The sequence below is a fragment of the Spirillospora sp. CA-128828 genome (genome assembly GCF_050945415.1).
GTDB lineage: Bacteria > Actinomycetota > Actinomycetes > Streptosporangiales > Streptosporangiaceae > Spirillospora.
In genome coordinates this window covers 3827590-3852271 of sequence record NZ_CP191986.1, presented here as the reverse complement: position 1 = coordinate 3852271, position 24682 = coordinate 3827590, and the positions used below count along the sequence as shown (strand labels likewise).

Here is a 24682-nt window from a genome sequence, read left to right as displayed (position 1 = left end):
CGGGGGTTTCCTAGGTCTCGTACGGGAACGCGGCGGCCACGGCGAAGCCGCCTTCTGGACGCGGGCCGGCGGTGAAGTCGCCGCCGTACATCATGACGCGTTCCCGCATGCCTATGAGCCCGTGCCCGTCGCCGCCCGGCAGCACGCGGACGCCGGGGCCGTCGTCGGTGACGTCGATGCGCATCCGGAGCCCGTCGGCGTTGACCCGGACGCGGCAGCGGGCGGGGGCGGCGTGCTTGACGACGTTGGTCACCGCCTCCTGGACGATCCGGTAGGCGGAGAGCGCGACGCCTTCGGGCAGTTCCCCCGTCTGGACGTCCAGGTCGACGTGGACGCCGGCCATCGCCGCCCGTTCGGCGAGGCCGGTCAGCTCACCGAGGCCCGGGGACGGGGTGAGCTCGGCGTCCGCGGCGCCGGTCCGCAGCACGCCGAGGAGGTGGCGCATCTCGGCGAGCGAGCCGCGGCTGGTGGTCTCGATGACGCGGAGGGCGTCCAGGGCCTCCTCGGGGCGAGCCTCCGCGACGTGGACGGCGACACCGGCCTTGACGGCGATGAGGCTCATGCTGTGCGCGACGACGTCGTGCAGTTCGCGCGCGATGCGCAACCGTTCGTCCGAGACGGCCTGGTCGGCGAGCCGGCGGGCGGCGTGCGCGGCCTCCGCGCGGCGTTCGCGGACGACCCGCCCGAGCGTCCAGGACGCCCCGAGGACGGCGAACCCGAGCAGCAGGCGGCCGACGGCCTCCGCCTGCCAGTTCGCGGGGCCGACCATGGCGCCGCCGAGGATGAAGACGGCGCTGACGACGCCGATCAGCGGGGTGGGCAGCCAGCGGCGGCGGCGCCGGGCGAGCGCGACCGGATAGAGCGCGAACGCGGCGGCGGCGTAGGAGTCCCAGGGCAGGTCGAGTAGCAGCGTGGCGGTCGAGGCGGACAGGGTGACGGCGAAGACCGGGAGGGGCCACAGCCGCCGCACCACGAGCGGCAGGCCGGCCGCGGCGGTGAGCGGGATCGCCGCGAGCCCCGGAGCGCCGGAGTCCGCCGGGATCGTCATCAGCACGAGCGTGTAGAGGATCGCCGCACCGGCGTCCAGGCCGATGAGGCCGCGCCGGCTGAGCCGCTTGAAGAACGGGGAGCGCAGCTCGGATTCGTCCACGTCACGAAGGTAGCGGCACGGTGCCGGGCGGCGCCTCGTACCGGCGGGCGTCATACCGGGGGCGGAGGCGGGCCGGCGAACTCGGAGCACGGTCGCACCTTCGGTTCCCACCCGCGTTCCGATGTGCGCGGGCGGCGCGCCCGCGACCGTTGGGCACATGATCGAAGTACGTGAACTGACCAAGCGCTACGGCGGGACCACCGCGGTGGACGGGTTGTCCTTCACCGTGAGACCGGGGACGGTGACGGGGTTCCTCGGCCCGAACGGCGCCGGCAAGTCGACGACGATGCGCGTCCTGCTGGGGCTCGACCGGGCGACGTCCGGTGCGGCGCTGGTGAACGGGGGCCGGTACACCGCGCTGCGGCGGCCGATGCGGGAGGTGGGTGCGCTGCTGGACGCGGGCGCCGTGCACGGCGGGCGCCGGGCGTTCGACCATCTCGGCTGGCTGGCGCGCAGCAACGGGATCGGGACACGGCGGGTGACGCAGGTCCTGGAGCAGGTGGGCCTCGCCGGGGTCGCGCGCAAGCGGGTCGCCGGGTTCTCGCTCGGGATGCGACAGCGGCTCGGGATCGCGGCGGCGCTGCTGGGGGACCCGGGCGTGCTGATGTTCGACGAGCCGGTGAACGGCCTCGACCCGGACGGCGTCCGCTGGATCCGCGAGCTGATGCGGGCGCTGGCCGCCGAGGGCCGCACCGTGCTCATCTCCAGCCATCTGATGAGCGAGATGGAGCTGACCGCCGACCGGCTGGTCATCATCGGGCGGGGGCGGCTGATCGCGGACACGTCCGTGCGGGAACTGGCGGATCGCTTCCGCCGCGGGGTCCTGGTCCGCACCCCGCGCCCGGCCGAACTGACGGGTGTGCTCAGCACCGCGGGCGGCACCGTCGAGCCCGCCGGGGGCGGTGCCGCCGAGCCCGCGCACGGCGGCACCCTCACGGTGACCGGGCTGGACGTCGCCGTCATCGGCGACATGGCCGCCGCGAACGGAATCCCGCTCTACGAGGTGACGCCCCACAGCGCCTCGCTTGAGGAGGCGTACATGGAGCTGACCGCGGACAGCGCCGAGTTCGGGGCGGTCGCATCGTGATCGACGTGTTCGCCTCGGAGTGGTACAAGCTCCGCACCGTCCGCTCGACCATGACCATCATCGGGACGGTCGCGGTGTTCATGCTGCTGTGCGTCCTGTGGTCCTGGTATGTGGCCGAATACTGGGACGGCCTGTCGGCCGCGCGCAGGGCGACGGCGAAGGCGGCCCCGGCGGAGCAGCCTCTCGCCGTGTCGCTGCCGGTGTGCGCGGTGGTGCTGGGGGCGTTGACGCTGACGTCCGAGTACTCGTGCGGGATGAACCGGACGAGCCTCGCGGCGATGCCGCGCCGGCTCACGCTGTTCTCCGCCAAGGCGAGCGTGACGGCGGCCACGATGCTCGCCGCGGCCCTGGTGTCCCTGGCCGTCGGCTCCGCGGCGGGCAAGGCGATCGTGGGCGAGCGTCCCGTGCCCGCGTTCCAGGGGGCCGTGGCCGACGTCGCCGCCCACCTCCTGTGGCTGGGCGTGACGACGGCGGCGATCACGCTCGTCACGTTCGGGCTGGGCGCCGCGCTGCGGTCCACGGCCGGGACTATCACGATCGGCATGGCGGTGCTGATCGTGCTGCCCGGCCTCGCGCAGTTGCTGCCGTCCCCCTGGGACGACCGGATCTGGTCGGCGATGCCCGGCAACCTGTCCAACCAGATCGCGGGGGCGCCGGGATCGTCCACCGACCACGGCGTCCTGTCGCCGGCTCTCGCGGTCGCGCTCCTGGTGGCCTACGTGGCGGTCGCGCTCGCGGCCGGCGCGGTCTCGTTCGCGCGGCGGGACGCGTGATGGCCGACGCGGTCGCCGCCGAGTGGCGCAAGCTCCGATCGGTCCGCTCGACCTACGTGGTGCTGTCGGTGACGGCGGCGTTCACCGGGATCGTGCTGCTGCTGGCCGTCCAGATGGCACATGTCTGGGACGGTCTGTCCGCCGAACGCCGCGCCGACCTCCTGCTGCGCCCGCTGCAGGAGCTCGGCGGGTGGGTGGCGTCGCTGTGCATGGCCGTCCTCGGCGTGCTGTTCATCACGTCCGAGTACCGGACGGGCATGATCCGCACCACCTTCGCCGCGCTCCCGAGGCGGGGGCGGCTGCTCGCGGCCAAGGCGGCGGTGGTCGGGACGGTCGCGCTGGTCGCCGGCCAGGCGGTGACGGTCGGCTCGTTCCTCGGAACCCGCCTGGTCATCGGGGACCGGCCGTTCCCGGACCAGCAGGGGTCCATCGCGCACGATCTGCCGAGCTTCGTCATGGCGGGCGCGACCGTGCCGGTGTTCGCCCTGCTGGGCCTGTCCTTCGGCGTGCTGCTGCGTTCCGCCGCCGGATCCATCGTTTCGGTGGTCTTCCTGTGGCATGTGCTGCCGCTGCTCGTCTACCACCTGCCGCACCCGTGGGACGAGCGCATCGGGTCGGTCCTGCCCGGCGGCCTGGCCACCCAGATGGCGGGGCTCGGCGCGAACAACTCCATCTACGGGGATCTGCTGTCCCCCGGTGCGGCGGCGGCCGTCATGCTGGCCTACGTGATCGTCCCGCTCGGTTTCGCCGCATCCGTCCTCGTCCGGCGCGACGCGTGAGGCTCCCGGGAATACGGGCGGCGGCGACCCGCGCGGGGCGCCGCCGTTCGTTCCGGCCTGACTCAGCGCGCCTGCAGGGAGGTCGCCCGGATCGCCAGGCGCTCGCGGAGCATGTCGACGGCCTGGTCGATGTGCGGGGCGGCGGCCTGGGCGCGCACGCGCCGGCCGTCCAGCTCGACGACGGCCTGGGCCAGGGCCGGACGCGGCAGCGACCGGTCGGCGACGACGCTCAGCGTGACCTGGACGGACGTGACGCCGCCGGCGCCCGCCAGCGCGTCGCGGACGGCGCGCTCGGCCGCCGCGCGCTCGTGTGCCGAGACATCGCCCGAGGTCAGGAACCGGATCTCCGGCCGCTCACGGGTCGCGTTCATGTATGTCCCCTAGATGCGAGGTTGTGATCATCTGAATGCCTGCGAGGCGGCTGTCGCCGCCTCTGGTGGGTCAACGCCGCAGACGGCCGAAACCACGCCCGTACCGGACGAGAGCTTCATCACTCGGCGGCCGGCCGCCCGGCCCCACGCCCCGCAATGTTCATCAGAATGCAGCACTGACGACATTCACGCGTCATACGACGACCTGCGGAATGGCTTGTCAGGATTGGCCGTCGCAATACCGGAGAACGGACGACAATTCGTGCACCAACCATGACCTGAACGCCAGAAAAATGACCGGCCGGCCAACTCCGTTGTGACGGCGGGGCCACTGTCCGCAGCCGGACCGCCACCGACCGCACTGGTCACGGGGGACGCGTCCGCCATCCGCCCCATGTCAGGCGCCCATTGGGTCGCTGCGATGCGAAGCACCATTCGTGCTCCCCAAAAACACACTCGTATCCTCTAACATAGTGCGGTGCCGTCCCGCCCCCGAGCAGACCCGTCGACTGGCTGGTGACCCCTTGGCCCAGGATTCAGCTGCCCCAACACCTCCGTCCGAAGGTGATCCGGCCGGACGGCTGATCGATTATCCGCGCCGCGGCGGCCCGACCGTCCTGCGCATTCTCCTCGGAGCGCAACTGCGGCGGCTGCGCGAGGCCCGCGGCATCTCCACCGAGCAGGCGGGATACGAGATCCGCGGCTCCCACTCCAAGATCAGCCGGATGGAGCTGGGCAGGGTCGGCTTCAAGGAACGCGACGTCTCGGACCTCCTCACCCTCTACGGCGTGGCCGACCCTGCGGAGCGCGCACCGCTGCTGGAGCTGGCCAAGGAGGCCAACACCCCCGGCTGGTGGCACCGCTACGGCGACATCCTGCCGAGCTGGTTCGAGGTCTATCTCGGCCTGGAAGAGGCTGCCTCCCTCCTGCGCACCTACGAACTGCAGTTCGTCCCCGGGCTGCTGCAGACGGAGGACTATGCGCGCGCCGTCGTCCGGCTCGGTTACTCCGACGCCTCCGACGAGGAGGTCGAGCGCCGCGTCCAGATCCGCACCACCCGGCAGGAGCGCTTCACCTCCCCGGAGGCGCCGACGCTGTGGGCCGTCCTGGACGAGGCCGTCGTGCGCCGCCCGCTCGGCGGCCGCGGAGTGATGCGGCAGCAGATCGAGCACCTGATCGAGGTGTCGGAGCTGCCCAACGTGACGCTGCAGATCGTGCCGTTCGGGGCGGGCGGGCATGCCGCCGCCGGCGGGCCGTTCACCATCCTGCGCTTCGCCGAGCCCGGCCTGTCCGACGTCGTCTACTTGGAGCAGCTCACCAGCGCGCTCTACCTCGACAAGCCGACCGACGTCGACACCTACATGCGCGCCATGAACAACCTGTGCATCACGGCCGAGCGCCCCGATGACACCGCGCACTACCTCACGAGCGTCCTGAACGACCTCTGATCCGCGTGCTCAGGCCCCGCCGCCGAGGACACGCTCGTCCCGGCTGCGGCTACCACCGCGGAACTCCGCGATGACCTCACCCTCCGGAACGCGGCGCACCGTCACGTCGTAGATCCCGCTCCGGCCGTAACGGACGCGTTCGACCGCGGTCGCTTCCAGGACGTCCCCTCCGCGCGCGCTCGCCACGAACACCACCTCGGCGGACGCCGCGACCGTCACGGCGTCGTAGCTGTTGCACGCGTAGGCGAACGCGGAGTCGGCGAGCAGGAACAGGTAGCCGCCGTGGGCGATCCCATGGCCGTTCACCATGGTGTCGGTGACCGTCATCCGCAGCCGCGCCCGCCCCGGCGCGATCTCGGTGATCTGCATCGCGAGGTCCTGCGCCACCTTGTCCTGCGCGTACATCGTCTCGGCGCACCGCCGCGCCACCTCTGCCGAATCGTCCACCAGCCCAGGGTAATGATCGCGGAATCGGGAAGCGCATCGCCGGGAAGGTCGACTCGGGTCGCGGGGTTACAAGAGCGAGCCCCAGGGCCGCACGCAGACGAAGGAGTATCGATGCTGTACGGGAAGAAGCACGTCGAGCGCTACCAGGCGACGGACGGCGCGGAGGGACACGTCTGGCAGGGCACCGTCACCCTCTTGCTCACCACGACCGGCCGGCGTAGCGGCAAGGAGCACACGACACCGCTCATCTACCAGCCGGAGGGCGACTCCTACCTTGTGGTGGCGTCCAAGGGCGGTGCGGACGATCCCCCGCTCTGGTACCTGAACCTCCAGGCGAACCCCGAGGTGAAGGTGCAGGTGATGGGCGACAAGTTCACCGCGCGGGCCCGTACCGCGACGCCCGACGAGAAGCCCCCGCTCTGGCGGAAGATGGCCGCCACATGGCCCGACTACGACGAGTACCAGAAGAAGACGAGCCGCGACATCCCCGTCGTCGTCCTCGAACGCGCCTGAGGCGCGGGACCGCGCGGTTCGCTTTCGCCGTGCGGCGGGGACGTGTAGCGTCGGCGTAGAACATCCATTCGACCGCCGTCCGTCCGACGCAGCCGAGGTGCCGAGGTGCCGACGTCACGCAGTGCCGACATCGAACACAGGGCTGACGCCGCGCTCGAGGCCGATGCCGAGCCGCTGCCGCCGCGGCTGCTGCGGCGCTGGGAGATCGGTGCTCCGGATGCGGCCGCCCCGCTGGACGCCGCGCCGGGGCGCCGGTGCTGGCGCGTCGACGCCGGCGGCGGAGCGTTCTTCCTCAGGGAGTACGCCAGCCCCGACCGGCGGCAGGTGCTGTTCCGGCACGGCGTCACGGCGGCGCTCGACGCGGCCGGCCTGCCGGTGCTCGCACCGGTCCCGGCGCGCGGTGGCCGGACGCTGGTCACCGCCGCCGGTCGCGGATACGTCCTGTACCCGTGGGTCGGCGGGCGGGGGCGCGGCGGGCTGGAGCTGACGTTCGTCCAGTGCGAGGCCCTCGGCGAGCTGCTCGGCCGGCTGCACGCCGCGCTCGACGAGCTGACGCCGCCCGTCCAGCAGAGCATGCTCGTGCCGACGCCGCGCGCGGCCGACGCGGCCGCCGCCGTCGAGGAGATGCTGACGGACGTTCCCGGCGACGAGGTCGGCACCGACTTCGACGCGCTGACGGGGCGCCGCCTGCGTGAACGCCGCGACCTGCTCACCGAGTTCGCCGGGCACCAGCCGCCCGACATCGAGGTGAGCACGGTCGGGCACCTGCACGGCTCGTTCCACGCCGGGCATCTGCGCTACGGCGGATCGGGCAACGTCACCGCCGTCCTCGGCTGGGACGGCCTGACGACCGGCCCGGTCGCCGGCGAGGTCGTGCGCGCGGCGGCGCGGCTGTTCGCCTGCGAGGACGAGCGCGGCCTGGACCTCGACCGGGTGCAGGCGTTCGTGCGCGGGCACCGTTCGGCCTTCCCCCTGGACGCCGGGCAGATCCAGTCCGCGGTGCACCGCGAATGGTGGGAACGGCTCTGCGACGTCGCGCCGCTGCGCCACCGGTACCTCGGCGAGGACGGCACCGGCCGGCGCGGCCCGGCATCGCTCGTGAACTGGTGGTCGGCGCAACTCGAACGCACCCTCGACGCCTTCCCGACGCCGTACACCGCCGTGTACGCGGACGCGCCGGGCGACAGCCCCGCCTACGGCTGACCGCCGATCGGCCGCCGCCGCAGCGCGATCCGCGCTCCGCGACGGGTAGGGACACCCCGGGATGCGCGAGTGCGCGCGCTGTGCCACGCTTGTCCCGCACGATTCTGTATCGAACAGTCCAAAAGGAGCGGAAGATGACTCAGGTCGCAGTGCTCGGCACCGGGATCATGGGCGCCGCGATGGCCCGGAACCTGCTCAAGAACGGTCATCGGGTCGCGGTCTGGAACCGCACGCGGTCCCGTGCGGAGCCGCTCGCCGCGGACGGCGCCGCCGTCGCGGACTCCCCCGCCGGCGCCGTCCGGGACGCCGAGGTCGTCATCACGATGATGAACGACGCTGAGACGGCCCTGTCGGTGATGGCCGACGCCTCGTCCGCGGCGCGCGCCGGGCAGGTGTGGGCGCAGATGGGCACGGTCGGCGTCGTGGACGTCCCGGCGCTGGCCGGGTTCGCCGCCGAGCACGGCCTCACGTTCGTGGACTCCCCTGTCCAGGGCACGAAGCAACCCGCCGAGCAGGGCAAACTGATGGTCCTCGCCGCCGGCCCGCAGGACGCGCGGAAGGTTCTGGAGCCGGTCTTCGGCGCGGTCGGGAGTCGGACGGTCTGGCTGGACGAGAACGGCGCCAGCGGCGCGGGCACCCGGCTCAAGCTCGCCGCGGTGAGCTACGCCATCTCGCTGACCTCGGTCGTCGCCGAGTCGGTCGCGCTGGCGGAGGGGCTCGGGCTCGACGCGTCCACGCTCGGCGAGGTCCTCACCGGCGGCCCGCTCGACAGCCCGTACCTGCAGATCAAGATGAAGGCGATGCTCGCCGGGGACTTCGAGCCGAGCTTCGCCGTCCGCAACGCCGAGAAGAACACCCGGCTGATCCACGAGTCCGCCGCGGCGGCGGGCATCCGGGTCGACGTGAACGACGCGGCGGGCGAGCGGTTCCGGCGCGTGATGGAACAGGGGCACGGCGACGAGGACATGGCCGCCACCTACCGCGCGAGCTTCGGCGGCTGACGCCCGCGTGCCGGGCGCGCACCGGGCCGCGCCCGGGCGAGGATGGTGACCATGGACGTGCTCAGCAGCCGCATCATTCTCCGCCCGGGCGACCCGGCGGGCACCCAGCGCTTCTACCGTGACGTGCTGGGCCTCGCGGTGTACCGGGAGTTCGGCCCGGCCGACTCCCCGGGCGTGGTGTTCTTCCTCGGCCCCGGCTTCCTGGAGGTATCGGGTCACGGTGCGGGAGAGACGGGTTCGTCCCCGATGATCTGGCTGCAGGTGCGGGACGTCCGGGCGGAGCACGATCGGCTCTCGACGGCCGGGGCGCGCGTCACCCGGGAGCCGCGCGAAGAACCGTGGGGCCTGGTCGAGATGTGGATCGAGGATCCCGACGGCGTCAAGATCGTTATCGTGGAGGTCCCGGAGCGGCATCCGCTGCGCCGCGACCCGCGCTCCTGACCCGGCGGTGACGATGACCGACGACTACTGGAACCACAACACGCACTACCACGACGTGGTGCTGCGCAACGTGCCGCGCGGGTGCGGCGAGGCGCTGGACGTCGGCAGCGGGGACGGCCTGCTCGCCCGCCGTCTCGCCCCGCGCGCCGCGCACGTCACCGGGCTCGACCGGTCGCCGGAGATGGTCGCGAAGGCGACGAGCCTGAGCGAAGGCATTGACAACGTCGACTTCGTCGAGGCCGGGCTGCTGGAGTACGACCTGCCGGACGACCACTACGACTTCGTCTGCAGCGTCGCCGCCATCCACCACATGGACTTCACCAAGGGCATGGCGGCGATGCGCGACGCCGTCCGCCCGGGCGGGAACCTGGTGGTGATCAGCCTGGCGAACAACCGGGGGCCGCGGGACTGGACGTTCTCGGCGCTCGGTCTCCCGATGCACCACGTTCACCGGCTCAGGAACCGGCGGCGCGCGGGCCACCCCGGCGCCCCGATCGTCGATCCCGACATGACCTGGAGCGAGGTGCGGGACGAGGCGCTGCGGCTGCTGCCCGGCGCGGTGTTCCGGCGGCATCTGCTGTGGCGCTATTCGGTCGTGTGGCGGAAGCCGCGCTGATCCCGTCCAGGTGCCGCAAAACTGGAAAACACTGGAACTGTCCGGAAGTACCTGTACTGTCTGCGCCATGTCCCGGTCCCCCGGCATGCCGTCCCCCGACGAGCTGGAGACGCGCATCAGCGAGCTGCGCGCCGCCGTCCGGCGGGCCATGTCGACCGGCGACCGGCGGGAGGCCCGCCACCTGCGCGCCGAGCTGCGCGAGGCCGAGAAGGCATGGGACGACGCCGTCCTCGGCGAGCCCGCGCCCGTGCCCCGCGAGGACGGCGAGCGCGGCCTGCTGCCCGTGCGCGAGCAGGTCCACCAGGCCCTCACCCTGCTCGGCGCACCGGCCGCGCCCAAGTTGATCGGGTCGGTGTACGCGGCGTTCTTCCCCGGCGAGATCCCGGGAAGCCGGCTGACGAGCCTGCGGCGCGACGAGGAGCGCTCCTTCCGCACCGCCCCCTACGCGCGCCCGTACTACCTGTGCGCCGCACTGACCGCCGACCTGCTCGCGCCCGCGCGCGGGCTGCTCACGGTGAGCACCTGGCCGCTGGAGCAGCGGATCGTCGGGCCGCTGAGCCCGCGCACCGACTTCCTCACGTCAGCGGCGCGCCTCGCAGAGCACGCCGGGCGCGGGAGGCCGTCGCCCGACGTGCAGCGGCTCCTGTGGCGTTTCGCGTCCAACATTCCCGGTGCGGTCAACGGTACGGTCGGTACAGTCGATCCAGCCGTGCTCGCCGAGGCCGCACGGGCCGAGCTGGACGTGCACCGGGATCCGGACCGGCGGCGGCGCGAGTCCGCCGCGACACGCGCCCGGGACCGGCTCGACGACGCGGAACGGCTGTTCGGCAGCCGGCTGCGGGCCCTGCGGGATACCGGCCGACGCCCCGCCAGCAACGGAGAGATGGACCGATGACCGAGACCGCGCCGGACCTGGACCGGCTGCGCGGCGGAACGCCCCCGCGCAACCACGACGCCCGCACGATCGCCGCGCTGACCTCCAACCCGGGGTGCGCGCGCCGCGGGGTGATGGACGCGGCGGGCGTCGACAAGGACGCGGTGGCGCGGCAGCTGGGCTTCCCCGCGCCGTTCGGCCAGTCGCAGTTCGCGATCACGCGCGGGAACGCGTTCGAGGCGCAGGTGAAGGCGGACGGGTGCGCGGAGCTGCTGACGCTGCTGCGCGAAGGGCTCGGCCTCGCCGTCCCCGAGGTCGCCTACGACGACCTTGAGGTGGTCGCGGGCAACGAGGGTCGCGAGCTGCGGCATTCGCGCACCCGGCGGCTGGTCGCGCGGGCGCTGGAGACCGGTGACGGCACCCTGTTCGACCACCCGCTGCTGCGGCTGGAGATCGCCGGGCATCCCGCCTACCTGGAGCCGGACGTGATCGCGTTCCAGCTCGCGGGCCGGCTGCACGTCATCGAGATCAAGTCGTTCGCCGTCGTGGACGGGCAGGCCGAGCCCGAGCAGGTCGCCGCGGCGGCCCGCCAGTCGGCTGTGTACGTGCTGGCCTTGCGGCGGCTCGTGGCCGAGCTCGGGCACGACCCGGCGCGCGTGTCGCACGACGTCTTCCTCGTTTGCCCGGAGAACTTCTCCAACCGTCCGACGGCGACGCCACTGGACGTCCGGCCGCAGCTCGCCGTCCTCGAACGGCAGCTCGCGCGCCTCACCCGCATCGACGACATCCTGGTGGAGCTGCCCGGCGACCTGACGTTCGAGGCCGGGGAGGAGCTGGCCGCGTCCGTCCGGGCGGTCGAGGCCCGGTACGCGCCCGAGTGCATGTCGGGCTGCGAGATGGCGCTGTTCTGCCGGGACGAGGCGCGCGCGTGCGGCGCGACGGGCGCGCTGGGCCGGTCCGTCCGCGACGACCTCGGCGGGGTCGACACGATCGGCACGGCGCTCGCGCTGGCGGACGGGTCACTGCACCCGTCCGACGACCTGGCCGAGACGGCCGAGCAGCTGCGCGCCGCGGCCCGGCTGCGCGACGAGGCACTGCACGGGGTCGCGTGATCCGTCCATGAGCGCGCTGTCCTCGCTCGCGCGGTTGCAGGCGGTGGCCGCCGGGATCGCGCAGCCCCTCGCGACCGTGCGGCACTGCCACGTCTCCGACGCGCCGCTGGTGCTCGTCCCGCTGAAGCTCTCCGGGGAGGCCGCGGCGCCGCTGGCCGTGATGGTCGGCAGCGCGCCGGACGACCCGGCGCTGCTGGTCGTACCGCAGCCGCGCAACCGCGACCTGCGGTTCGCGTTCGCGGCGACCCTGGCCAAGCTCGTCCTGAACCACATCGAGACGAGCCGGGGCGCGGTCGAGGAGCTGCCGCCCGGCAAGGAGGGCGAGGAGCGGATCCGGTACGGCGACGCGCCGCAGCTGCTCGTGCCGAACCGGGGCGGTGTCGCGTTCCTGCGCCTGATGGGCCGGTCGACGCGGTTCCGCAGCACCGAGGGCCCGTACGCGGTGGATCCGGCGGTGCCGGTGCTCGGCCGCTGGCTGACGTGGTTCGCCGACCGGCACGACCATCCCGGATCGTCGCTGCTGGGCGCGACGACCGAGCTGCTGCGGCTGCACTGGGCGACGGGGCAGAGTTCGCTGGAGGACGGCAACCTCGCGGCGCTGATGGGCTGGATCGACCCGCCGGACGGCCTGGACGGCCCGGCCGCCGCGGCACGCGCCGAGGACCCCGTGGTCTGCCCGCCCGCCGGCCCGACGACCGATCCCACCTTCGACAACGAGGTCCTCGCGCCGGCGATCGCCGCCTACGACCGGTCGGGCGGCGGATCCCGCGCGGAGGAACGGCTGCACGCCGCGCTCGCCGGCCAGCTCACTCCCACGTGGGACCTCATGTGGCGGGCCGTCGAGCTGCTCCGCGCGCTGCCGGAGGGGGCGAGCGTCCCGCGCCGCTGGGAACGCGACCGGGACGCCTTCACCTACTACCACCAGACGTTCGGCGAGGCGTACCCGCAGGCGCGCCGCGACCCGCCCGTCCGCGCCGCGCGGCGCCTGCACGATCTCGAACGCGCCCAGGACGCCTACGACGCGCAGCGGGCGTTCGACGACCCGCTGGTGATGGCCGAGCACCGGCTCGCGGGCCAGGCGTTCGGAGGGACGGTCACCGAGTGCGACCCGGACCGGCTGGACGAGACCGGCAAGCGGCCGAAGCTCCGTCCCCTGCTGTGGGTCGGCACGCGGGACCCGGTGCGGCTCGACGTCGGCACGACCGTGTGCAGCGCGGCCAGGCCCGCGCTGAAGGGGAGGATCGTGGAGATCGCCGACGGCGCCGTGCTGCTGGAACTGACCGGCGGGATGGGCCGCAGGCTCACCCCGGAGCCGGGCGTCCTCCCGGAGGCCGGCGACCGGGTGACGTTCACCTCGCTGGCGGAGGGCTCCTTCGGCGCGGCGAAGTTCCCCGACCGGGAGGACACGCCGTGGACGCACGGCGGTCCGCCCGGCGAGTACCTGCCGACCGACGAGGACGCCGAAGAGGAATGGTCGTGACCGAGAACGCGGGCCGCCGCCTGGTGCCGGTGGCTTCGGACGATCTCGACCCCGCCGCAGCGGCGGCGCGGGTCGTGGAGGGCGTTCTGGCCGGACTCGCCGGCGACCACCGCGGTGTGGTGGTCGACTCCCCGCCCGGGGCCGGGAAGTCCACGCTCGTGGTGCGGGCGGCCGCGCACCTGGCCGAGGCCGGCGAGCGGCTGATGATCGTCGCGCAGACGAACGAGCAGGTCGACGACCTCGTCGAGCGGATCGCCGGGAAGCATCCCGGGATCTCGCTGGGCCGGTTGTCGGCGTCGGGGTACGTCCCGTCCGAGCGGGTCCTGGCGCATCCGTCGGTGCGGGTGGCGCAGAAGGCCGACGACCTCGCCGAGCACACCGTGGTCATCGCGACCGCCGCCAAATGGGCGACGCTCCAGGACGGGTCGTGGCCCTGGGCGATCGTGGACGAGGCGTACCAGATGCGCTCCGACATGCTGCTGCGCCTCGCCGGGCGGTTCGAGCGGGCGCTGTTCGTCGGCGACCCCGGCCAGCTCGACCCGTTCTCCACCGTGGAGGTGGAGCGCTGGGCCGGCCTGACGTGGGACCCGATGCGCAGCGCCGTGTCCGTCCTGCTCGCGCACAACCCGGACCTGCCCGTCCACCGGCTGCCGGTGTCGTGGCGGCTGCCCGCGTCGGCCGCCCCCGTCGTGTCGCAGGCGTTCTACCCGTTCACCGGGTTCCGCGCCGGTACGGGCCCCGGTGACCGGAGGCTGGAGTTCGGGGCGCGCGGCATGGGCACCATCTACGACCACGCGCTCGAAGAGGCGGCGGCCACCGGTTGGGCCCTCTACGAGCTGCCCGCCCGGCACACGATGCGCACCGACGCCGAGGCCGTCCGCGCGACGGCGGCGCTCGCCGTACGGCTGCTGCAGCGCAGCCCCGTCGCGCACTCCGAACTCGGGTCGAACCCCGTGGACGCGGGCCGCGTCGCGATCGGCGCCGCCCACCGCGACCAGGTGACCGCGATCCGCGCCGCGCTCGGCCCGCACGGGGAGGGCATCACCGTCGACACCGCGAACCGGCTCCAGGGCCGCGAGTACGACGTGACGGTCGTCCTGCATCCGCTGTCGGGACGCCGCGACGCGACCGCGTTCCACCTGGAGTCGGGGCGGCTGTGCGTCCTCACGTCACGGCATCGGCACTCCTGCGTCGTCGTCGCGCGGGCGGGCATCCCCGAACTGCTGGACGCCCACCCGTCCGCCGAGCCGGTGCACCTCGGCGTGCCGGTGAAGTTCCCCGACGGGTGGGAGGCGAACCAGTCGGTCCTCGGCCACCTGGCCGCGCACCGCGTCGCGGCCGGCTAGCGCCGGTCAGCCACGCCCGGCGGTCGCCGCCCAGCGGCCGTTGTGCCGGTTGATCGTGATCGGATGGTCGAAGCACGCGCTGACCAACTCGGTCGTCAGGACGTCGTCCGCCGGTCCGGAGGCGAGCACCTGGCCTTCGCGCAGCAGCAGCGCGTGACTTGTGCTGACGGGCAGCTCCTCCAGATGGTGCGTGACGAGCACCGTCGTCAGGTCGGGACGGCCGGCGCGCAGCTGGTCGATGCTCGCCAGCAGCCGCTCGCGGGCCGCGACGTCCAGGCCGGTGGCGGGCTCGTCGAGCAGCAGCAGCGGCGGATCCGGCATCAGCGCCCGCGCGATCAGCGTCCGTCCCCGCTCCCCCTGCGACAGGTTCGGCCAGCGGGCGTCCGTCCGGGGCGTCAGCCCCAGCAGCTCGATCAGCTCGTCCGCGCGGCGCAGATCGTCGCCCGACGGCGTCCAGCGCGGGACGAGCTCGATCGTGCCCGTCACACCCGTCAGGACGATCTCCCGGACGGTACGCGCCGACTCCAGCGGATGCCGCGGGTTCACCTGGCCGATCAGCCTGCGCAGCTCCTGGACGTCGACGCGGCCGAGCCGGCGCCCGAGGATCTCCGCCGTGCCGCGCGTCGGATGCGTGTAGGCGCCGAGAATGCCGAGCAGCGTGCTCTTGCCCGCGCCGTTCGGCCCGATCAGCGCCCAGTGCTCACCGCGCAGCACCGTCATCGTGACGCGGTCGAGCAGCGGCCGCCGCTCCCGGACCAGATCTATCTTGTCGGCGTTCAGGACGACCTCGGACACGGAACCTCCCGTTCATCGGAATGGGGACGCGCGGGGGTTGGCGGCGCGCGGAAACGCCGAGGACCGGGATCGCCGGAACGGACACGGCAGTAACGATCTTCAACGTACCCGAGTGCCCCGCCTGGTACGAGCGAGGCGTCCGGACGGATACTGTGAGAGCCGGTGCCTCAGCGATCAGGGGAGGGACATGGAGGACATCGGCTTCATGTGCGCCCGCTGCGGCGGCGAGGTGCACGACGTGACGCACAACCGCGAAGGCTCGCTCGACGGCGTCGGCTACCGCCACAACCGGCGGGTGGAGCCCTGGGACCACCAGCTGGAACTCGCGGTCGGCGAGCCCGCCCCGCAGGACCAGTCCTGCGACTTCTGCGGCGCGCCCGCGCCGAGCTGGCTCTACTACCCCACGCTCGACCCCGACGACACCGACATGTTCGAAGTCGAACTCGACACCACCCACCTTTCCGACGACGACACCGCCGTGGCCGTCCTCAACATGCTCTATCCGTGGTACGGATGCGACACGTGCTCCGTCCTCGTCGCCGACCGCAACATCGACCTCCTCATCGACCGCGCCCTGGACACCACCCCCGTCCCCGAGGACGGCCACGTCGACGAGGACACCGTCCGCGCCCGCCTCCGCGGCTCCTTCTCCGTCTTCTTCACCACCCGGCCCGGCCGTCCCCAGCCATCCCGGGCTGTGTAGTTTTGCTTTTTTCTCCTCCTTCGGGCCTGGCGGCCCTCCATCGTCGATAAAAGCGGGCGATCGCTGGCATCGCTCCGACTCGCCTAGCGGCTCGCTGCGCGATCAGGTTCTCGCGAGCTCGAACCTGCCTTCGGACGCGATCGCGACGATTCAGGTTGTCGCGTGGTTGCGGCGGTGGTCGCGGTCAGTGCGCCCGTGCAGCACCTCCGGCTGAGGCGGTCGCGCAGGGGCAGCGGCCACAGGCTCTGCGCCCGTGCGGTACCTCCGGCTGAGGCGGCGCGCAACGGCAACGGGCGCTTCGCCTGTGCGGCACTGGTGACGTGTGTTGTGGAACGGGTGGCTGGGGCTCTGCGTCTGTGTGACATCGACCGATGCCGGTGGGGGTGGGGATACCCCCGGGGGTGGTTTGTCGGTGCGGGTCATTAGGATCGGTCCCGTTTTGGTGTGGTGCTCTTGGGCACGGGGGGAAGTGTCGTGATCATTGAAAGACGGTTCCATGGGCCGGACGCGTCGGGGAACGGCGGTTATGTGGCGGGGCGCCTCGCGGGGCGGGTGCCGATCGACACGGTGACGGTGACGCTGCGGAAGCCGCCGCCGCTGGACACCGAGCTGACCGTCACGGTCGAGGACGAGTGGGGGCACAGCGCGCGGCTCTGGCACGGTGAGCGGCTCGTCGCCGAGGCGCTCGCCGGGGCGATCGTGGTGCCGCCCATCCCGCCGGTCCCGTTCGAGCGGGCGCTGGAGGCGGCGGAGAAGTTCCGGGCCGTGGAGAACCATCCGTTCCCCGGCTGCTTCGTGTGCGGGCCCGAGCGGGAGCCCGGCGACGGGCTGCGGCTCGAACCCGGCTCGGTCGGCGAGGCCACCGTCGCCACGCCGTGGGTGCCCGATCGGGTGCCCGAGCGGGAACTGGTCTGGGCCGCGCTGGACTGCCCGGGCGGCTGGTCCTTCGACGTCGCGAGCCGCCCCGCCGTGCTCGGTACCATGACCGCCCAGGTCATGGACGTTCCGGAAGCCGGTGAGGAGTGCGTCGTGATGGGGCTCGCGCGCAGCCGCGAGGACCGCAAGATGCACGCGGCGACCGCGCTGTACGGGGCCGATGGGCGGCTGTTGGGCCGCGCCGAGCAGATCTGGATCGAGATCGACCCCGAGACGTTCGGGCACTGATCACGGCCAGGGGCGGCCCCGTTCGTGGAAATGTGTCGTCCGACACTGTCGCCCGCGCCGGATCCGCTGTTCAATCTGAGCTTCCGCGGAAAAACGGAGGCGGACTGATGCGCGGAGACGGATTACTCATCCTGGGACTGGCCGCCCTGGCGGTCTACATGGGCATTCACTGGGAGCGTGCCCGCCGCGCCGCGTTGGACATGCGGCAGAGCCGCCGGAGGGCCGTCACCCTGCGGCAGACCGTGGTGAAAGAACGCGGCCAGGTCATGGCGATCACCGCGGTGGCGGCACTGGCGCTGTTCCTGGTGGTCAGGTACGGCTGAGCCCGGGCGGCGGGACCACCCGGGCGGGCCGGGGCTCAGTGGCCGGAGAAGAGGGGGTCGTCCCGGTCCACGGCGTTGAAGGGACGGCCGTTGTTCGGAGGGTTGCCGCCCTGCACCGGGGGGTGGCCGCCGGTGGTCGAGCCCGGTGCCCCGTTCGGGATGGGCGCCCCGTTCGGGACGGGTGCTCCGTTCGGGATCGGCGCTCCCAGCGGGACCGGGGCCCCGTTCTGAGCGGACCGGTTCTGGGCGGACCCGTTCTGGGCGGGGGCGCCGTTCGGCACGGGACCGCCGATCGGGGGCGGGCCGGGCGGCATGCCGGCCGGCTGCGGCTGCGGCCCCGTCGCGGGGGACGGCATTCCTTGCCCGGGCTGCGGGGGGCCACCGCCCGGCATCCGCCCGCCGGGCGGGAAGTTGGACGACAGCGTGTGGTGGGTGAACTGGTCGATCTGGCGGCGGGCGCGGTCGGCCTCGGCGCGGGCGGCGTCCCGCTCCTCGGCGAGGGCGGTGAGCGCGGCCTGCTGCTCGGCGACCGACTGGGACAGCTGGCGCAGCTGGACGGCCTGATCATTGACCTTGCCGGTCAGCTCGTCCCGCTCGGCCGTCGCGGCCTCGGCCTGCGCCCGTGCGGCGTCGCGCTCCTTGGCGGCCTCGTCGGCGCGCGCGTTGGCGCGGACGACCTCCGCCTCGGCCTCGGACTGGGCGCGCAGCGCCGTGGTGCGCTCGGCCTCGGCCTTGCTCGCCGCCTGCATGGCGCGCTGGCGCTGCGCCTCGGTGTCCCGCATGCCGTTGCGCAGATCCTCGGCGCCCTGCTTGGCGACCGCGGCCTCCACGCGCAGCGACTCGGCGGCGCCCTCGGCCTCCGCGAACCTGGAGTGCAGGCCGACGAGCTCGGCCCGCGCCGCCTCCAGCGCGGCGAGCAGCTCGGTCTCGCGCGCCGCGACCCGGTCGCGTTCGCTCTCGGCGGCGAGCTTCGCCGTCGTCGACTGCTGCGCGATCTGGTGGGCCTCCTCCCACGCCTGCTGCGCGGCGTCGCGCTTGGCGGTGGCGAGCTCGGCCTCCTCGCGGGCGCGACCGGCGTCCTCCTCGGCCGTCGCGGCGCGCTTGCGCGCGGACGACGCCTCCTGCCACGCCTCCTCGGCCTTGCGCTGGGACGCGTCGCGCTCGCTCTGGGCGATGGCGAGCTCGCGGGCGGCCTCGGCGCGCACCTCGGCCACGCGACGCTCGACGCCGGCGACGCTCAGCTCGGCGGTCAGCGAACCGGCGAGCAGATCGGCGGCCTTCTCCAGCCGCTCGACCATCTCCCAGGCCGAGGCGACCTGCCCGGTGAGGCCCGGCGCGTCCCGGCCGCGGTCGCGGCGGTCCCGTGCCTCGCGGGCGCAGGCGCCTTCGTTGTCCTGGCAATAGCGGATGGCGCGGGAGGCCCCGACCGGCTGCGGGACGGGACGCCCGCAGTTGGCGCACGGCCACACCGTGACCGGGTCGCCCATCCGGGCGACGGCCATCTCGGTGGATTCTCCGGAACCCGTGCCCCCGCCCCCCGCGCCTTCGGCGACCGCGCCCTGGGGAGCCGCGGCCGTCTCCTCGGGGCCGCTAATGTCGCGCTCTTCGCTGTTAGGCATGGAATGAACCATACGCACTACTTCGCGTTGCTGCAGTGACTTGCGAGGTAGATGTGGGGGCGACCACGTCGCAGCGAAGTGAGTGTTCCGGCCCGGATCAGCGTCCGGCGAAGCGGTCCGTGGCCTCGATGAGCCGGTCCCTGGTACCGGGCTCGGAGCCGCCATGACCGGCGTCCTCGACGATGTGGAACTCCGCTTCGGGCCAGGCGCGATGCAGATCCCACGCCTGATCCGGCGGCGTCTTCATGTCGTAGCGGCCGTTGACGATGACGGCGGGGATGCGCCGGATCCGGTCCACCCCCGCGAGGAGGCCCCCTTCCGGTAGGAAGCCGCCGGCGGCGATGTAGTGGTGCAGGATGCGGGCGAACGCCACGATGAGCGCATCGTCCACGTCCGGGGGCGGGAGCGGCAGCAGGGTGTTCGCCGTGTCCTCCCATCTCATCCAGGCACGGGCGGCCGGGACGTGGACCGCCGGATCCGGGTCGCCGATGCGCCGGCCGTAGGCGCCGACGAGGTCGTCCTGCTCGGCGGCCGGGATGGCGTCCCGGAAGGCCGCCCATTCGGCAGGGAAGAGGTGCGCCGCGCCAGTGGGGGTGAACGCCCATGCCTCGTCCTCCGGGCGGACGAGGTAGATCCCCCGCAACACCAGTTCGGTGACCTGGGCCGGGTGGGTCTGCGCGTAGGAGAGGGCGAGGGTGCTGCCCCAGCTTCCGCCGAACACGAGCCAGCGGTCGATGGACAGGTGCTCGCGCAGCCGCTCCATGTCGGCGACCAGGTGCGGCGTTGTGTTGTGCTTCAGCGACACCGCAGGGTCACCGGCGAACGGGAGGCTCCGGCCGCAGTTCCGCTGGTCGAACAGGACGATCCGGTACGCCGACGGATCGAAAAAACGCCGGTTGGCGGGGAGCAGCCCGCCGCCCGGCCCGCCGTGCACGAACACCGCCGGTTTGCCCTCCGGGTTCCCGCAGGTCTCCCAGTAGATCCGGTTCCCGTCGCCGACGTCGAGCAGTCCGGTCTCGTACGGCTCGATCTCCGGATAGAACTCCCTCAAGGTCATGTCCCAGTCATACCCGATAAACGATCATGCGCCGGATCGCACTAGCCTCACGGTATGAAACAGCCGAGATGCTCGCAGTGCGGGGGCGAGGACGCGGAACCGGGCTTCGTCGAGGACGCGGGGGAGCACTCCCGCGGTTACGCCCGCTGGATCGCCGGACCGCTGGAGCGCGGCATCTTCGGCGGCGCCAAGCGCATGGGACGGCAGCGCTGGCAGATCGACGCGTGGCGGTGCCGCCAATGCGGGCACCTCGAACTGTTCGCGAGCGAACCCGCCTGAGCTAGAGCTGGGCCATCGCCTTGCGTATGCGCTTGTCGGAGACGGGGAAGCGCGTCCCGATCTGCTGGGCGAACAGGCTGACCCGGAACTCCTCCAGCATCCAGCGGATCTGCCGGGCCGGCTCGTCCTCGCGGCGCGACGGGTGCAGGCGGTGCAGCGTCTGGTCGTACTCCTGCTGCAGGACGTCGGCCTGGTGCGCGAGCATCCGGTCGCGTCCCGGGTTCTCGGGGAGCTTGTCGAGCCTGACCTGGAGGGCGCGCAGGTAGCGGGGCAGGTCGGGCAGCCGCGCCCAGCCCGTCGCGGTGACGAATCCCGGGTGGATCAATGATTCCAGCCGCCCGCGGATGTCGGTCAGCGCGGGGACGAGTGTGAGGCTCGTGGTGCCGCGCAGCCGCCGGTCGACCTCGTGGGCCTCGGCGAGGATCCGCTCGACCAGCGCCACGATCTCCGCCGTCGCGTCGTGCAGATCTGCACGGACCCGGTCGTACAGGGCGCGGAAGCCGTCCTCGTCCCACGCGGGCCCGCCCGATTCGGCGATGAGCCGGTCAGCGGCGGCGGTGACGCAGTCGTCGAAGAGCGCCGCCACCGAGCCGTGCGGGTTGTGGCTGAGCGCGAGCTTGCCCTTGTTGGTCAGGCGGCCCTGGATCAGCTTCACCGGGGACGGCGCGTTCAGCAGGATCAGCCGCCGCGTGCCGAGCCACATCGCGCGCCGCTGCTCGGCCTCCGTCTCGTACATGCGGACGGCGACGCTGCCGTCCTCGTCGGTGAGCGCGGGATACGCCTTGACGTCGTATCCGGCCTGATTGCGCTCGTAAGTTCGGGGCAGCTCCCCGATCGTCCATTCGGTGAGCCCGGAGCGTTCGATCGTGGAGGCCGCCTTGGACAGCGTCCCCCGCACCTTGCCGGAAAGGCGGCGCTTCAGCTCGTCCAGGCCGGTGCCCTCGCCGAGGGTGCGGCCACGATCGTCCACGACCCGGAACGTGATGCGCAGATGGGCGGGCAGCCGGGACGGATCCCACGCCTCCCTCGCGACGGGCACGCTCGTCATCGCGGTCAACTCGCGTTCCAGGGCGTCCAGCAGAGGCTCGGTGCGCGGCGCGACACGGTCCAGGACCTTGCGGGCGTAGTCGGGCGCCGGGACGAAGTTGACGCGCAGCTGCTTGGGCAGCGACCGGATCAGCTCGGTGACCAGTTCGGTGCGCAGGCCGGGGACCTGCCATTCGAAACCGTCCGGCCGCACCTGGTTGAGGACCTGGACGGGGATGTGCACGGTGACGCCGTCGGCGTCGGTGCCGGGCTCGAACTGGTAGGTGAGGCGCAGGCGCAGCGGGCCCTGCTTCCACACGTCCGGGTAGTCGGACTCACTGACGCCGTCGGCGGTCTGGTTGATGAGCATCGACTTCTCGAACCCGAGCAGGTCGGGGTCGATGCGCCGGGCCTTCTTCCACCAGGCGTCGAAGTGCCTCCCGGAGACGACGTCCTCGGGGACGCGCTCGTCGTAGAAGTCGAAGAGGGTCTCGTCGTCGACGAGGATGTCGCGGCGCCGGGCGCGGTGCTCCAGCTCCTCCACCTCGTCCAGCAGGGCGCGGTTGTCGTGGAAGAACCGGTGGTGGGTCTCCCAGTCGCCTTCGACGAGGGCGTGCCTGATGAACAGCTCGCGAGACAGCGCGGGGTCGATGCCCCCGTAGTTGACGCGGCGGTCGGCGACGATCGGCACGCCGTAGAGCGTGACCTTCTCGCGCGCCATGACGGCGGCCTGCCTCTTCGACCAGTGCGGCTCGCTGTAGTTGCGCTTCACCAGGTGCTGCGCGAGCGGCTCGATCCAGTCGGGTTCGATCTTCGCGTTGATCCGTCCCCACAGCCGGGACGTCTCGACCAGCTCGGCCGACATCACCCAGCGCGGCGGCTTCTTGAACAGCGACGACCCCGGGAACACGGCGAACTTCGCCCCCCGCGCGCCGAGGTACTCCTGACCGCGCCGCTGCTTCTCCTTCTTCTCGGCGTCCAACAGCCCGATGTGGGAGAGGAGGCCGGCCAGCAGCGAGGTGTGGATGCGGTCGGGGGGCGCGTCGGCGGTGTTGAGCGTGACGCCGAGGGACTTGGCGACCTGTTTGAGCTGACCGTGCAGGTCCTGCCATTCGCGGATGCGCAGGAAGTGCAGGAACTCGTTCTTGCACATGCGGCGGAACGCGCTGCCCGACAGCTCCTTCTGCTGATCGCGCAGGTAGTTCCACAGGTTCAGGTAGGCCAGGAAGTCGGAGGTGGGATCGGCGAACCGGCGGTGCCTGTCGTCGGCGGCCTGCTGGTGCTCGGCGGGACGCTCCCGCGGGTCCTGGATGGACAGCGCCGCCGCGATGATCAGCACCTCGCGGACGCATCCGTTCCCGTCCGCCTCCAGGATCATGCGGCCCAGCCGGGGGTCGACGGGAAGCTGGGCGAGCCGGCGGCCGAGCGGGGTGAGCCGCTTGCGCGGATCCTTCTCGGCCGGGTCGACGGCGCCGAGCTCGTGCAGGAGGTCCACGCCGGCCTTGACGTTGCGGCGGTCCGGCGGCTCCAGGAACGGGAACGCGGCGATGTCGCCGAGCCCGAGCGAGGTCATCTGCAGGATGACCGACGCGAGGTTCGTCCGCAGGATCTCCGGGTCGGTGAACTCGGGGCGGGCCTCGAAGTCCTCCTCGGAGTACAGCCGGATGCACACGCCCTCGGACACGCGGCCGCAGCGGCCCTTGCGCTGGTTCGCCGACGCCTGCGAGACCGGCTCGATCGGGAGCCGCTGCACCTTCAGCCGGTGGCTGTAGCGGGAGATGCGGGCGGTGCCCGGGTCGACGACGTACTTGATGCCCGGGACGGTCAGCGACGTCTCGGCGACGTTCGTCGCGAGCACGACGCGCCGTCCGCGATGCGGCTGGAACACGCGGTGCTGCTCGGCCGACGACAGCCGCGCGTACAGCGGGAGGACCTCGGTCGTCCCTCGCTGCCGGGTGAAGTGCTTGGTGAGCGCGTCGGCGGTGTCGCGGATCTCCCGCTCTCCGCTGAGGAAGACCAGGACGTCCCCGGGGCCCTCGCGTCCCAGTTCGTCCACCGCGTCGACGATCGCCTGGATCTGGTCGCGGTCGGGGTCGGCGGACGGGTCGTCCGGATCGGTGATCGGCCGGTACCGCACCTCCACCGGGTACGTCCGGCCGGACACCTCCACGATCGGGGCGTCGTCGAAATGCTCGGAGAACCGCTCCGGATCGATGGTCGCCGAGGTGATGATCACCTTGAGGTCGGGGCGGCGCGGCAGGATCTCCTTGACGTAGCCGAGCAGGAAGTCGATGTTGAGGCTGCGCTCGTGCGCCTCGTCGATGATGAGCGTGTCGTACTGGCGGAGCAGCCGGTCGGTCTGGATCTCGGCGAGCAGGATGCCGTCCGTCATCAGCTTGACGAGCGTGTCGTCGCTGGAACGGTCGGTGAACCGCACCTTGTAGCCGACGGTGTCGCCGAGCTCGGTGCCGAGCTCTTCGGCGATCCGGTCGGCGACCGTCCGCGCGGCGAGCCGCCGCGGCTGGGTGTGCCCGATCGAGCCGAGCACGCCCCGGCCCAGCTCAAGGCAGATCTTGGGGATCTGGGTGGTCTTTCCGGAGCCCGTCTCGCCCGCGACGATGACGACCTGGTGGTCGCGGATCGCGGCGAGGATGTCGTCCTTCTTCTGCGCGACCGGCAGCTGCGCCGGATAGGTGATCGTGGGCACGGCGAGCCGCCGCCGGTCGACCCGCCGCTCGGCGGCCTCGACGTCGGCGGTGATCTCCTCGGCGACCTTCGCGCGGCGCCCGGCGTCCCGCATCTTCTGGACGCCGTCGATCCGGCGGCGCAGCCGGTGCTGGTCGCGCGGCATCAGCCGCGGCAGGCGCGCGCGCAGGTCCGCGAGCGGCGATCTCACACTCGTCCCCATAACCATCGACAAGGATAGGGTTCCAGGCCCCCGGCCCCGCTCACCCCGCAAACCTTCGCACCGTAGCCGGACCGGCCCGCTCGGGGCGATCCATTTTCCCGAGGGAACAACGTCTCCCCGCGGAACCGCATTCCACGGGGAACGCCACGCACCGCACTGGATCCTTC

24 protein-coding genes are annotated in these 24682 nt (G+C 72.5%); 17 read left to right on the top strand and 7 right to left on the bottom strand.

From position 1 onward, the window contains the following. Positions 1 to 10: 10 nt before the first annotated feature. Positions 11 to 1150 (bottom strand): histidine kinase, encoded by a 1140-nt coding sequence (locus ACQPXG_RS18985; protein ID WP_433469028.1) that lies wholly within the window; start codon positions 1148 to 1150, stop codon positions 11 to 13. A gap of 157 nt (positions 1151 to 1307) precedes the next feature. On the opposite strand from ACQPXG_RS18985, the gene ACQPXG_RS18980 reads away from it, so the two are divergent. From ACQPXG_RS18980 to ACQPXG_RS18970, 3 genes are read left to right on the top strand one after another with little or no spacing between them, the layout of a single operon-like run. After that, positions 1308 to 2237: an ABC transporter ATP-binding protein gene (locus ACQPXG_RS18980; protein ID WP_433469027.1), complete on the top strand. Its 930-nt coding sequence runs from the start codon at positions 1308 to 1310 to the stop codon at positions 2235 to 2237. Positions 2238 to 2242: 5 nt separating this feature from the next. Then, a complete protein-coding gene (locus tag ACQPXG_RS18975) occupies positions 2243 to 3010 on the top strand; it encodes an ABC transporter permease (protein ID WP_433469026.1) in 768 nt (255 codons plus the stop codon). Continuing rightward, a complete protein-coding gene (locus ACQPXG_RS18970; RefSeq protein WP_433469025.1) occupies positions 3010 to 3789 on the top strand; it encodes an ABC transporter permease in 780 nt (259 codons plus the stop codon). Before ACQPXG_RS18975 ends, ACQPXG_RS18970 begins: the two co-directional genes overlap by 1 nt. A gap of 62 nt (positions 3790 to 3851) precedes the next feature. Here the strand turns inward: ACQPXG_RS18970 and ACQPXG_RS18965 are convergent, their stop codons facing one another. Further along, a complete protein-coding gene (locus ACQPXG_RS18965; protein ID WP_433469024.1) occupies positions 3852 to 4160 on the bottom strand; it encodes a hypothetical protein in 309 nt (102 codons plus the stop codon). 581 nt (positions 4161 to 4741) lie between these two features. Here ACQPXG_RS18965 and ACQPXG_RS18960 point away from each other — a divergent pair. Further along, entirely contained in the window at positions 4742 to 5608 is an 867-nt protein-coding gene (locus tag ACQPXG_RS18960) for a helix-turn-helix domain-containing protein (RefSeq protein WP_433469995.1), read from the top strand. Positions 5609 to 5617: 9 nt separating this feature from the next. On the opposite strand, the gene paaI is transcribed toward ACQPXG_RS18960, so the two are convergent. Continuing rightward, the gene (gene paaI / locus ACQPXG_RS18955; RefSeq protein ID WP_433469023.1) at positions 5618 to 6055 is read right to left on the bottom strand and encodes a hydroxyphenylacetyl-CoA thioesterase PaaI; all 438 of its coding nucleotides are present in this window, start codon (positions 6053 to 6055) and stop codon (positions 5618 to 5620) included. A gap of 111 nt (positions 6056 to 6166) precedes the next feature. Here paaI and ACQPXG_RS18950 point away from each other — a divergent pair, with 111 nt between their 5' ends. From ACQPXG_RS18950 to ACQPXG_RS18910, 9 genes are all read left to right on the top strand, one after another. After that, on the top strand, positions 6167 to 6568 hold the full coding sequence (locus ACQPXG_RS18950) for a nitroreductase family deazaflavin-dependent oxidoreductase (protein ID WP_433469022.1): 402 nt from the start codon (positions 6167 to 6169) through the stop codon (positions 6566 to 6568). 105 nt (positions 6569 to 6673) lie between these two features. Next, positions 6674 to 7771 carry a phosphotransferase enzyme family protein gene (locus tag ACQPXG_RS18945; protein WP_433469021.1) on the top strand — a complete coding sequence of 366 codons (1098 nt, stop codon included), beginning with the start codon at positions 6674 to 6676 and terminating at the stop codon, positions 7769 to 7771. Positions 7772 to 7905: 134 nt separating this feature from the next. Next, complete coding sequence (locus ACQPXG_RS18940; protein ID WP_433469020.1) at positions 7906 to 8772, top strand: NAD(P)-dependent oxidoreductase; 867 nt, start codon at positions 7906 to 7908, stop codon at positions 8770 to 8772. 51 nt (positions 8773 to 8823) lie between these two features. After that, positions 8824 to 9213, top strand: a complete 390-nt coding sequence (locus tag ACQPXG_RS18935; RefSeq protein WP_433469019.1) for a VOC family protein — start codon at positions 8824 to 8826, stop codon at positions 9211 to 9213. Positions 9214 to 9226: 13 nt separating this feature from the next. After that, positions 9227 to 9829, top strand: coding sequence for a class I SAM-dependent methyltransferase (locus tag ACQPXG_RS18930; protein ID WP_433469018.1), 603 nt, complete (start codon positions 9227 to 9229; stop codon positions 9827 to 9829). Positions 9830 to 9896: 67 nt separating this feature from the next. After that, a complete protein-coding gene (locus ACQPXG_RS18925; RefSeq protein ID WP_433469017.1) occupies positions 9897 to 10724 on the top strand; it encodes a hypothetical protein in 828 nt (275 codons plus the stop codon). Then, positions 10721 to 11815 (top strand): hypothetical protein, encoded by a 1095-nt coding sequence (locus ACQPXG_RS18920; protein WP_433469016.1) that lies wholly within the window; start codon positions 10721 to 10723, stop codon positions 11813 to 11815. The genes ACQPXG_RS18925 and ACQPXG_RS18920 overlap by 4 nt, the downstream gene beginning before the upstream one ends. A 7-nt stretch (positions 11816 to 11822) precedes the next feature. Next, positions 11823 to 13295, top strand: a complete 1473-nt coding sequence (locus ACQPXG_RS18915) for a hypothetical protein (RefSeq protein ID WP_433469015.1) — start codon at positions 11823 to 11825, stop codon at positions 13293 to 13295. Beyond that, positions 13292 to 14641 carry an AAA domain-containing protein gene (locus ACQPXG_RS18910; protein ID WP_433469014.1) on the top strand — a complete coding sequence of 450 codons (1350 nt, stop codon included), beginning with the start codon at positions 13292 to 13294 and terminating at the stop codon, positions 14639 to 14641. The genes ACQPXG_RS18915 and ACQPXG_RS18910 overlap by 4 nt, the downstream gene beginning before the upstream one ends. 6 nt (positions 14642 to 14647) lie before the next feature. On the opposite strand, the gene ACQPXG_RS18905 is transcribed toward ACQPXG_RS18910, so the two are convergent. Continuing rightward, complete coding sequence (locus ACQPXG_RS18905) at positions 14648 to 15436, bottom strand: ABC transporter ATP-binding protein (protein ID WP_433469013.1); 789 nt, start codon at positions 15434 to 15436, stop codon at positions 14648 to 14650. A gap of 187 nt (positions 15437 to 15623) precedes the next feature. On the opposite strand from ACQPXG_RS18905, the gene ACQPXG_RS18900 reads away from it, so the two are divergent. The 3 genes from ACQPXG_RS18900 to ACQPXG_RS18890 all read left to right on the top strand — a co-directional run bounded on the left by ACQPXG_RS18900 (position 15624) and on the right by ACQPXG_RS18890 (position 17626). Then, positions 15624 to 16139, top strand: coding sequence for a hypothetical protein (locus ACQPXG_RS18900; RefSeq protein ID WP_433469012.1), 516 nt, complete (start codon positions 15624 to 15626; stop codon positions 16137 to 16139). Between the two features lie 474 nt (positions 16140 to 16613). Further along, a complete protein-coding gene (locus ACQPXG_RS18895) occupies positions 16614 to 17303 on the top strand; it encodes a hypothetical protein (protein ID WP_433469011.1) in 690 nt (229 codons plus the stop codon). 107 nt (positions 17304 to 17410) lie between these two features. Further along, positions 17411 to 17626, top strand: a complete 216-nt coding sequence (locus ACQPXG_RS18890; RefSeq protein WP_433469010.1) for a hypothetical protein — start codon at positions 17411 to 17413, stop codon at positions 17624 to 17626. Between the two features lie 35 nt (positions 17627 to 17661). On the opposite strand, the gene ACQPXG_RS18885 is transcribed toward ACQPXG_RS18890, so the two are convergent. Then, entirely contained in the window at positions 17662 to 19245 is a 1584-nt protein-coding gene (locus ACQPXG_RS18885; RefSeq protein WP_433469009.1) for a chromosome segregation ATPase, read from the bottom strand. A gap of 97 nt (positions 19246 to 19342) precedes the next feature. After that, on the bottom strand, positions 19343 to 20302 hold the full coding sequence (gene pip / locus ACQPXG_RS18880) for a prolyl aminopeptidase (RefSeq protein WP_433469008.1): 960 nt from the start codon (positions 20300 to 20302) through the stop codon (positions 19343 to 19345). 54 nt (positions 20303 to 20356) lie between these two features. Between pip and ACQPXG_RS18875 the strand changes: the two genes are divergently transcribed. Next, positions 20357 to 20581 carry a hypothetical protein gene (locus ACQPXG_RS18875; protein ID WP_433469007.1) on the top strand — a complete coding sequence of 75 codons (225 nt, stop codon included), beginning with the start codon at positions 20357 to 20359 and terminating at the stop codon, positions 20579 to 20581. 1 nt (position 20582) lies between these two features. On the opposite strand, the gene hrpA is transcribed toward ACQPXG_RS18875, so the two are convergent. Beyond that, on the bottom strand, positions 20583 to 24515 hold the full coding sequence (gene hrpA, locus ACQPXG_RS18870; protein WP_433469006.1) for an ATP-dependent RNA helicase HrpA: 3933 nt from the start codon (positions 24513 to 24515) through the stop codon (positions 20583 to 20585). Between the last annotated feature and the right edge of the window lie 167 nt (positions 24516 to 24682).

Excerpts from the sequence above, each read along its gene's own strand:
- ACQPXG_RS18980 (WP_433469027.1), top strand. The coding sequence starts at position 1,308 with ATGATCGAAGTACGTGAACTGACCAAGCGCTACGGCGGGACCACCGCG.
- ACQPXG_RS18970 (WP_433469025.1), top strand. The coding sequence starts at position 3,010 with ATGGCCGACGCGGTCGCCGCCGAGTGGCGCAAGCTCCGATCGGTCCGC.
- ACQPXG_RS18965 (WP_433469024.1), bottom strand. The coding sequence starts at position 4,160 with ATGAACGCGACCCGTGAGCGGCCGGAGATCCGGTTCCTGACCTCGGGC.
- ACQPXG_RS18950 (WP_433469022.1), top strand. The coding sequence starts at position 6,167 with ATGCTGTACGGGAAGAAGCACGTCGAGCGCTACCAGGCGACGGACGGC.
- ACQPXG_RS18940 (WP_433469020.1), top strand. The coding sequence starts at position 7,906 with ATGACTCAGGTCGCAGTGCTCGGCACCGGGATCATGGGCGCCGCGATG.
- ACQPXG_RS18935 (WP_433469019.1), top strand. The coding sequence starts at position 8,824 with ATGGACGTGCTCAGCAGCCGCATCATTCTCCGCCCGGGCGACCCGGCG.
- ACQPXG_RS18930 (WP_433469018.1), top strand. The coding sequence starts at position 9,227 with ATGACCGACGACTACTGGAACCACAACACGCACTACCACGACGTGGTG.
- ACQPXG_RS18925 (WP_433469017.1), top strand. The coding sequence starts at position 9,897 with ATGTCCCGGTCCCCCGGCATGCCGTCCCCCGACGAGCTGGAGACGCGC.
- ACQPXG_RS18920 (WP_433469016.1), top strand. The coding sequence starts at position 10,721 with ATGACCGAGACCGCGCCGGACCTGGACCGGCTGCGCGGCGGAACGCCC.
- ACQPXG_RS18915 (WP_433469015.1), top strand. The coding sequence starts at position 11,823 with ATGAGCGCGCTGTCCTCGCTCGCGCGGTTGCAGGCGGTGGCCGCCGGG.
- ACQPXG_RS18900 (WP_433469012.1), top strand. The coding sequence starts at position 15,624 with ATGGAGGACATCGGCTTCATGTGCGCCCGCTGCGGCGGCGAGGTGCAC.
- ACQPXG_RS18890 (WP_433469010.1), top strand. The coding sequence starts at position 17,411 with ATGCGCGGAGACGGATTACTCATCCTGGGACTGGCCGCCCTGGCGGTC.
- ACQPXG_RS18885 (WP_433469009.1), bottom strand. The coding sequence starts at position 19,245 with ATGCCTAACAGCGAAGAGCGCGACATTAGCGGCCCCGAGGAGACGGCC.
- pip (WP_433469008.1), bottom strand. The coding sequence starts at position 20,302 with ATGACCTTGAGGGAGTTCTATCCGGAGATCGAGCCGTACGAGACCGGA.
- ACQPXG_RS18875 (WP_433469007.1), top strand. The coding sequence starts at position 20,357 with ATGAAACAGCCGAGATGCTCGCAGTGCGGGGGCGAGGACGCGGAACCG.
- hrpA (WP_433469006.1), bottom strand. The coding sequence starts at position 24,515 with ATGGGGACGAGTGTGAGATCGCCGCTCGCGGACCTGCGCGCGCGCCTG.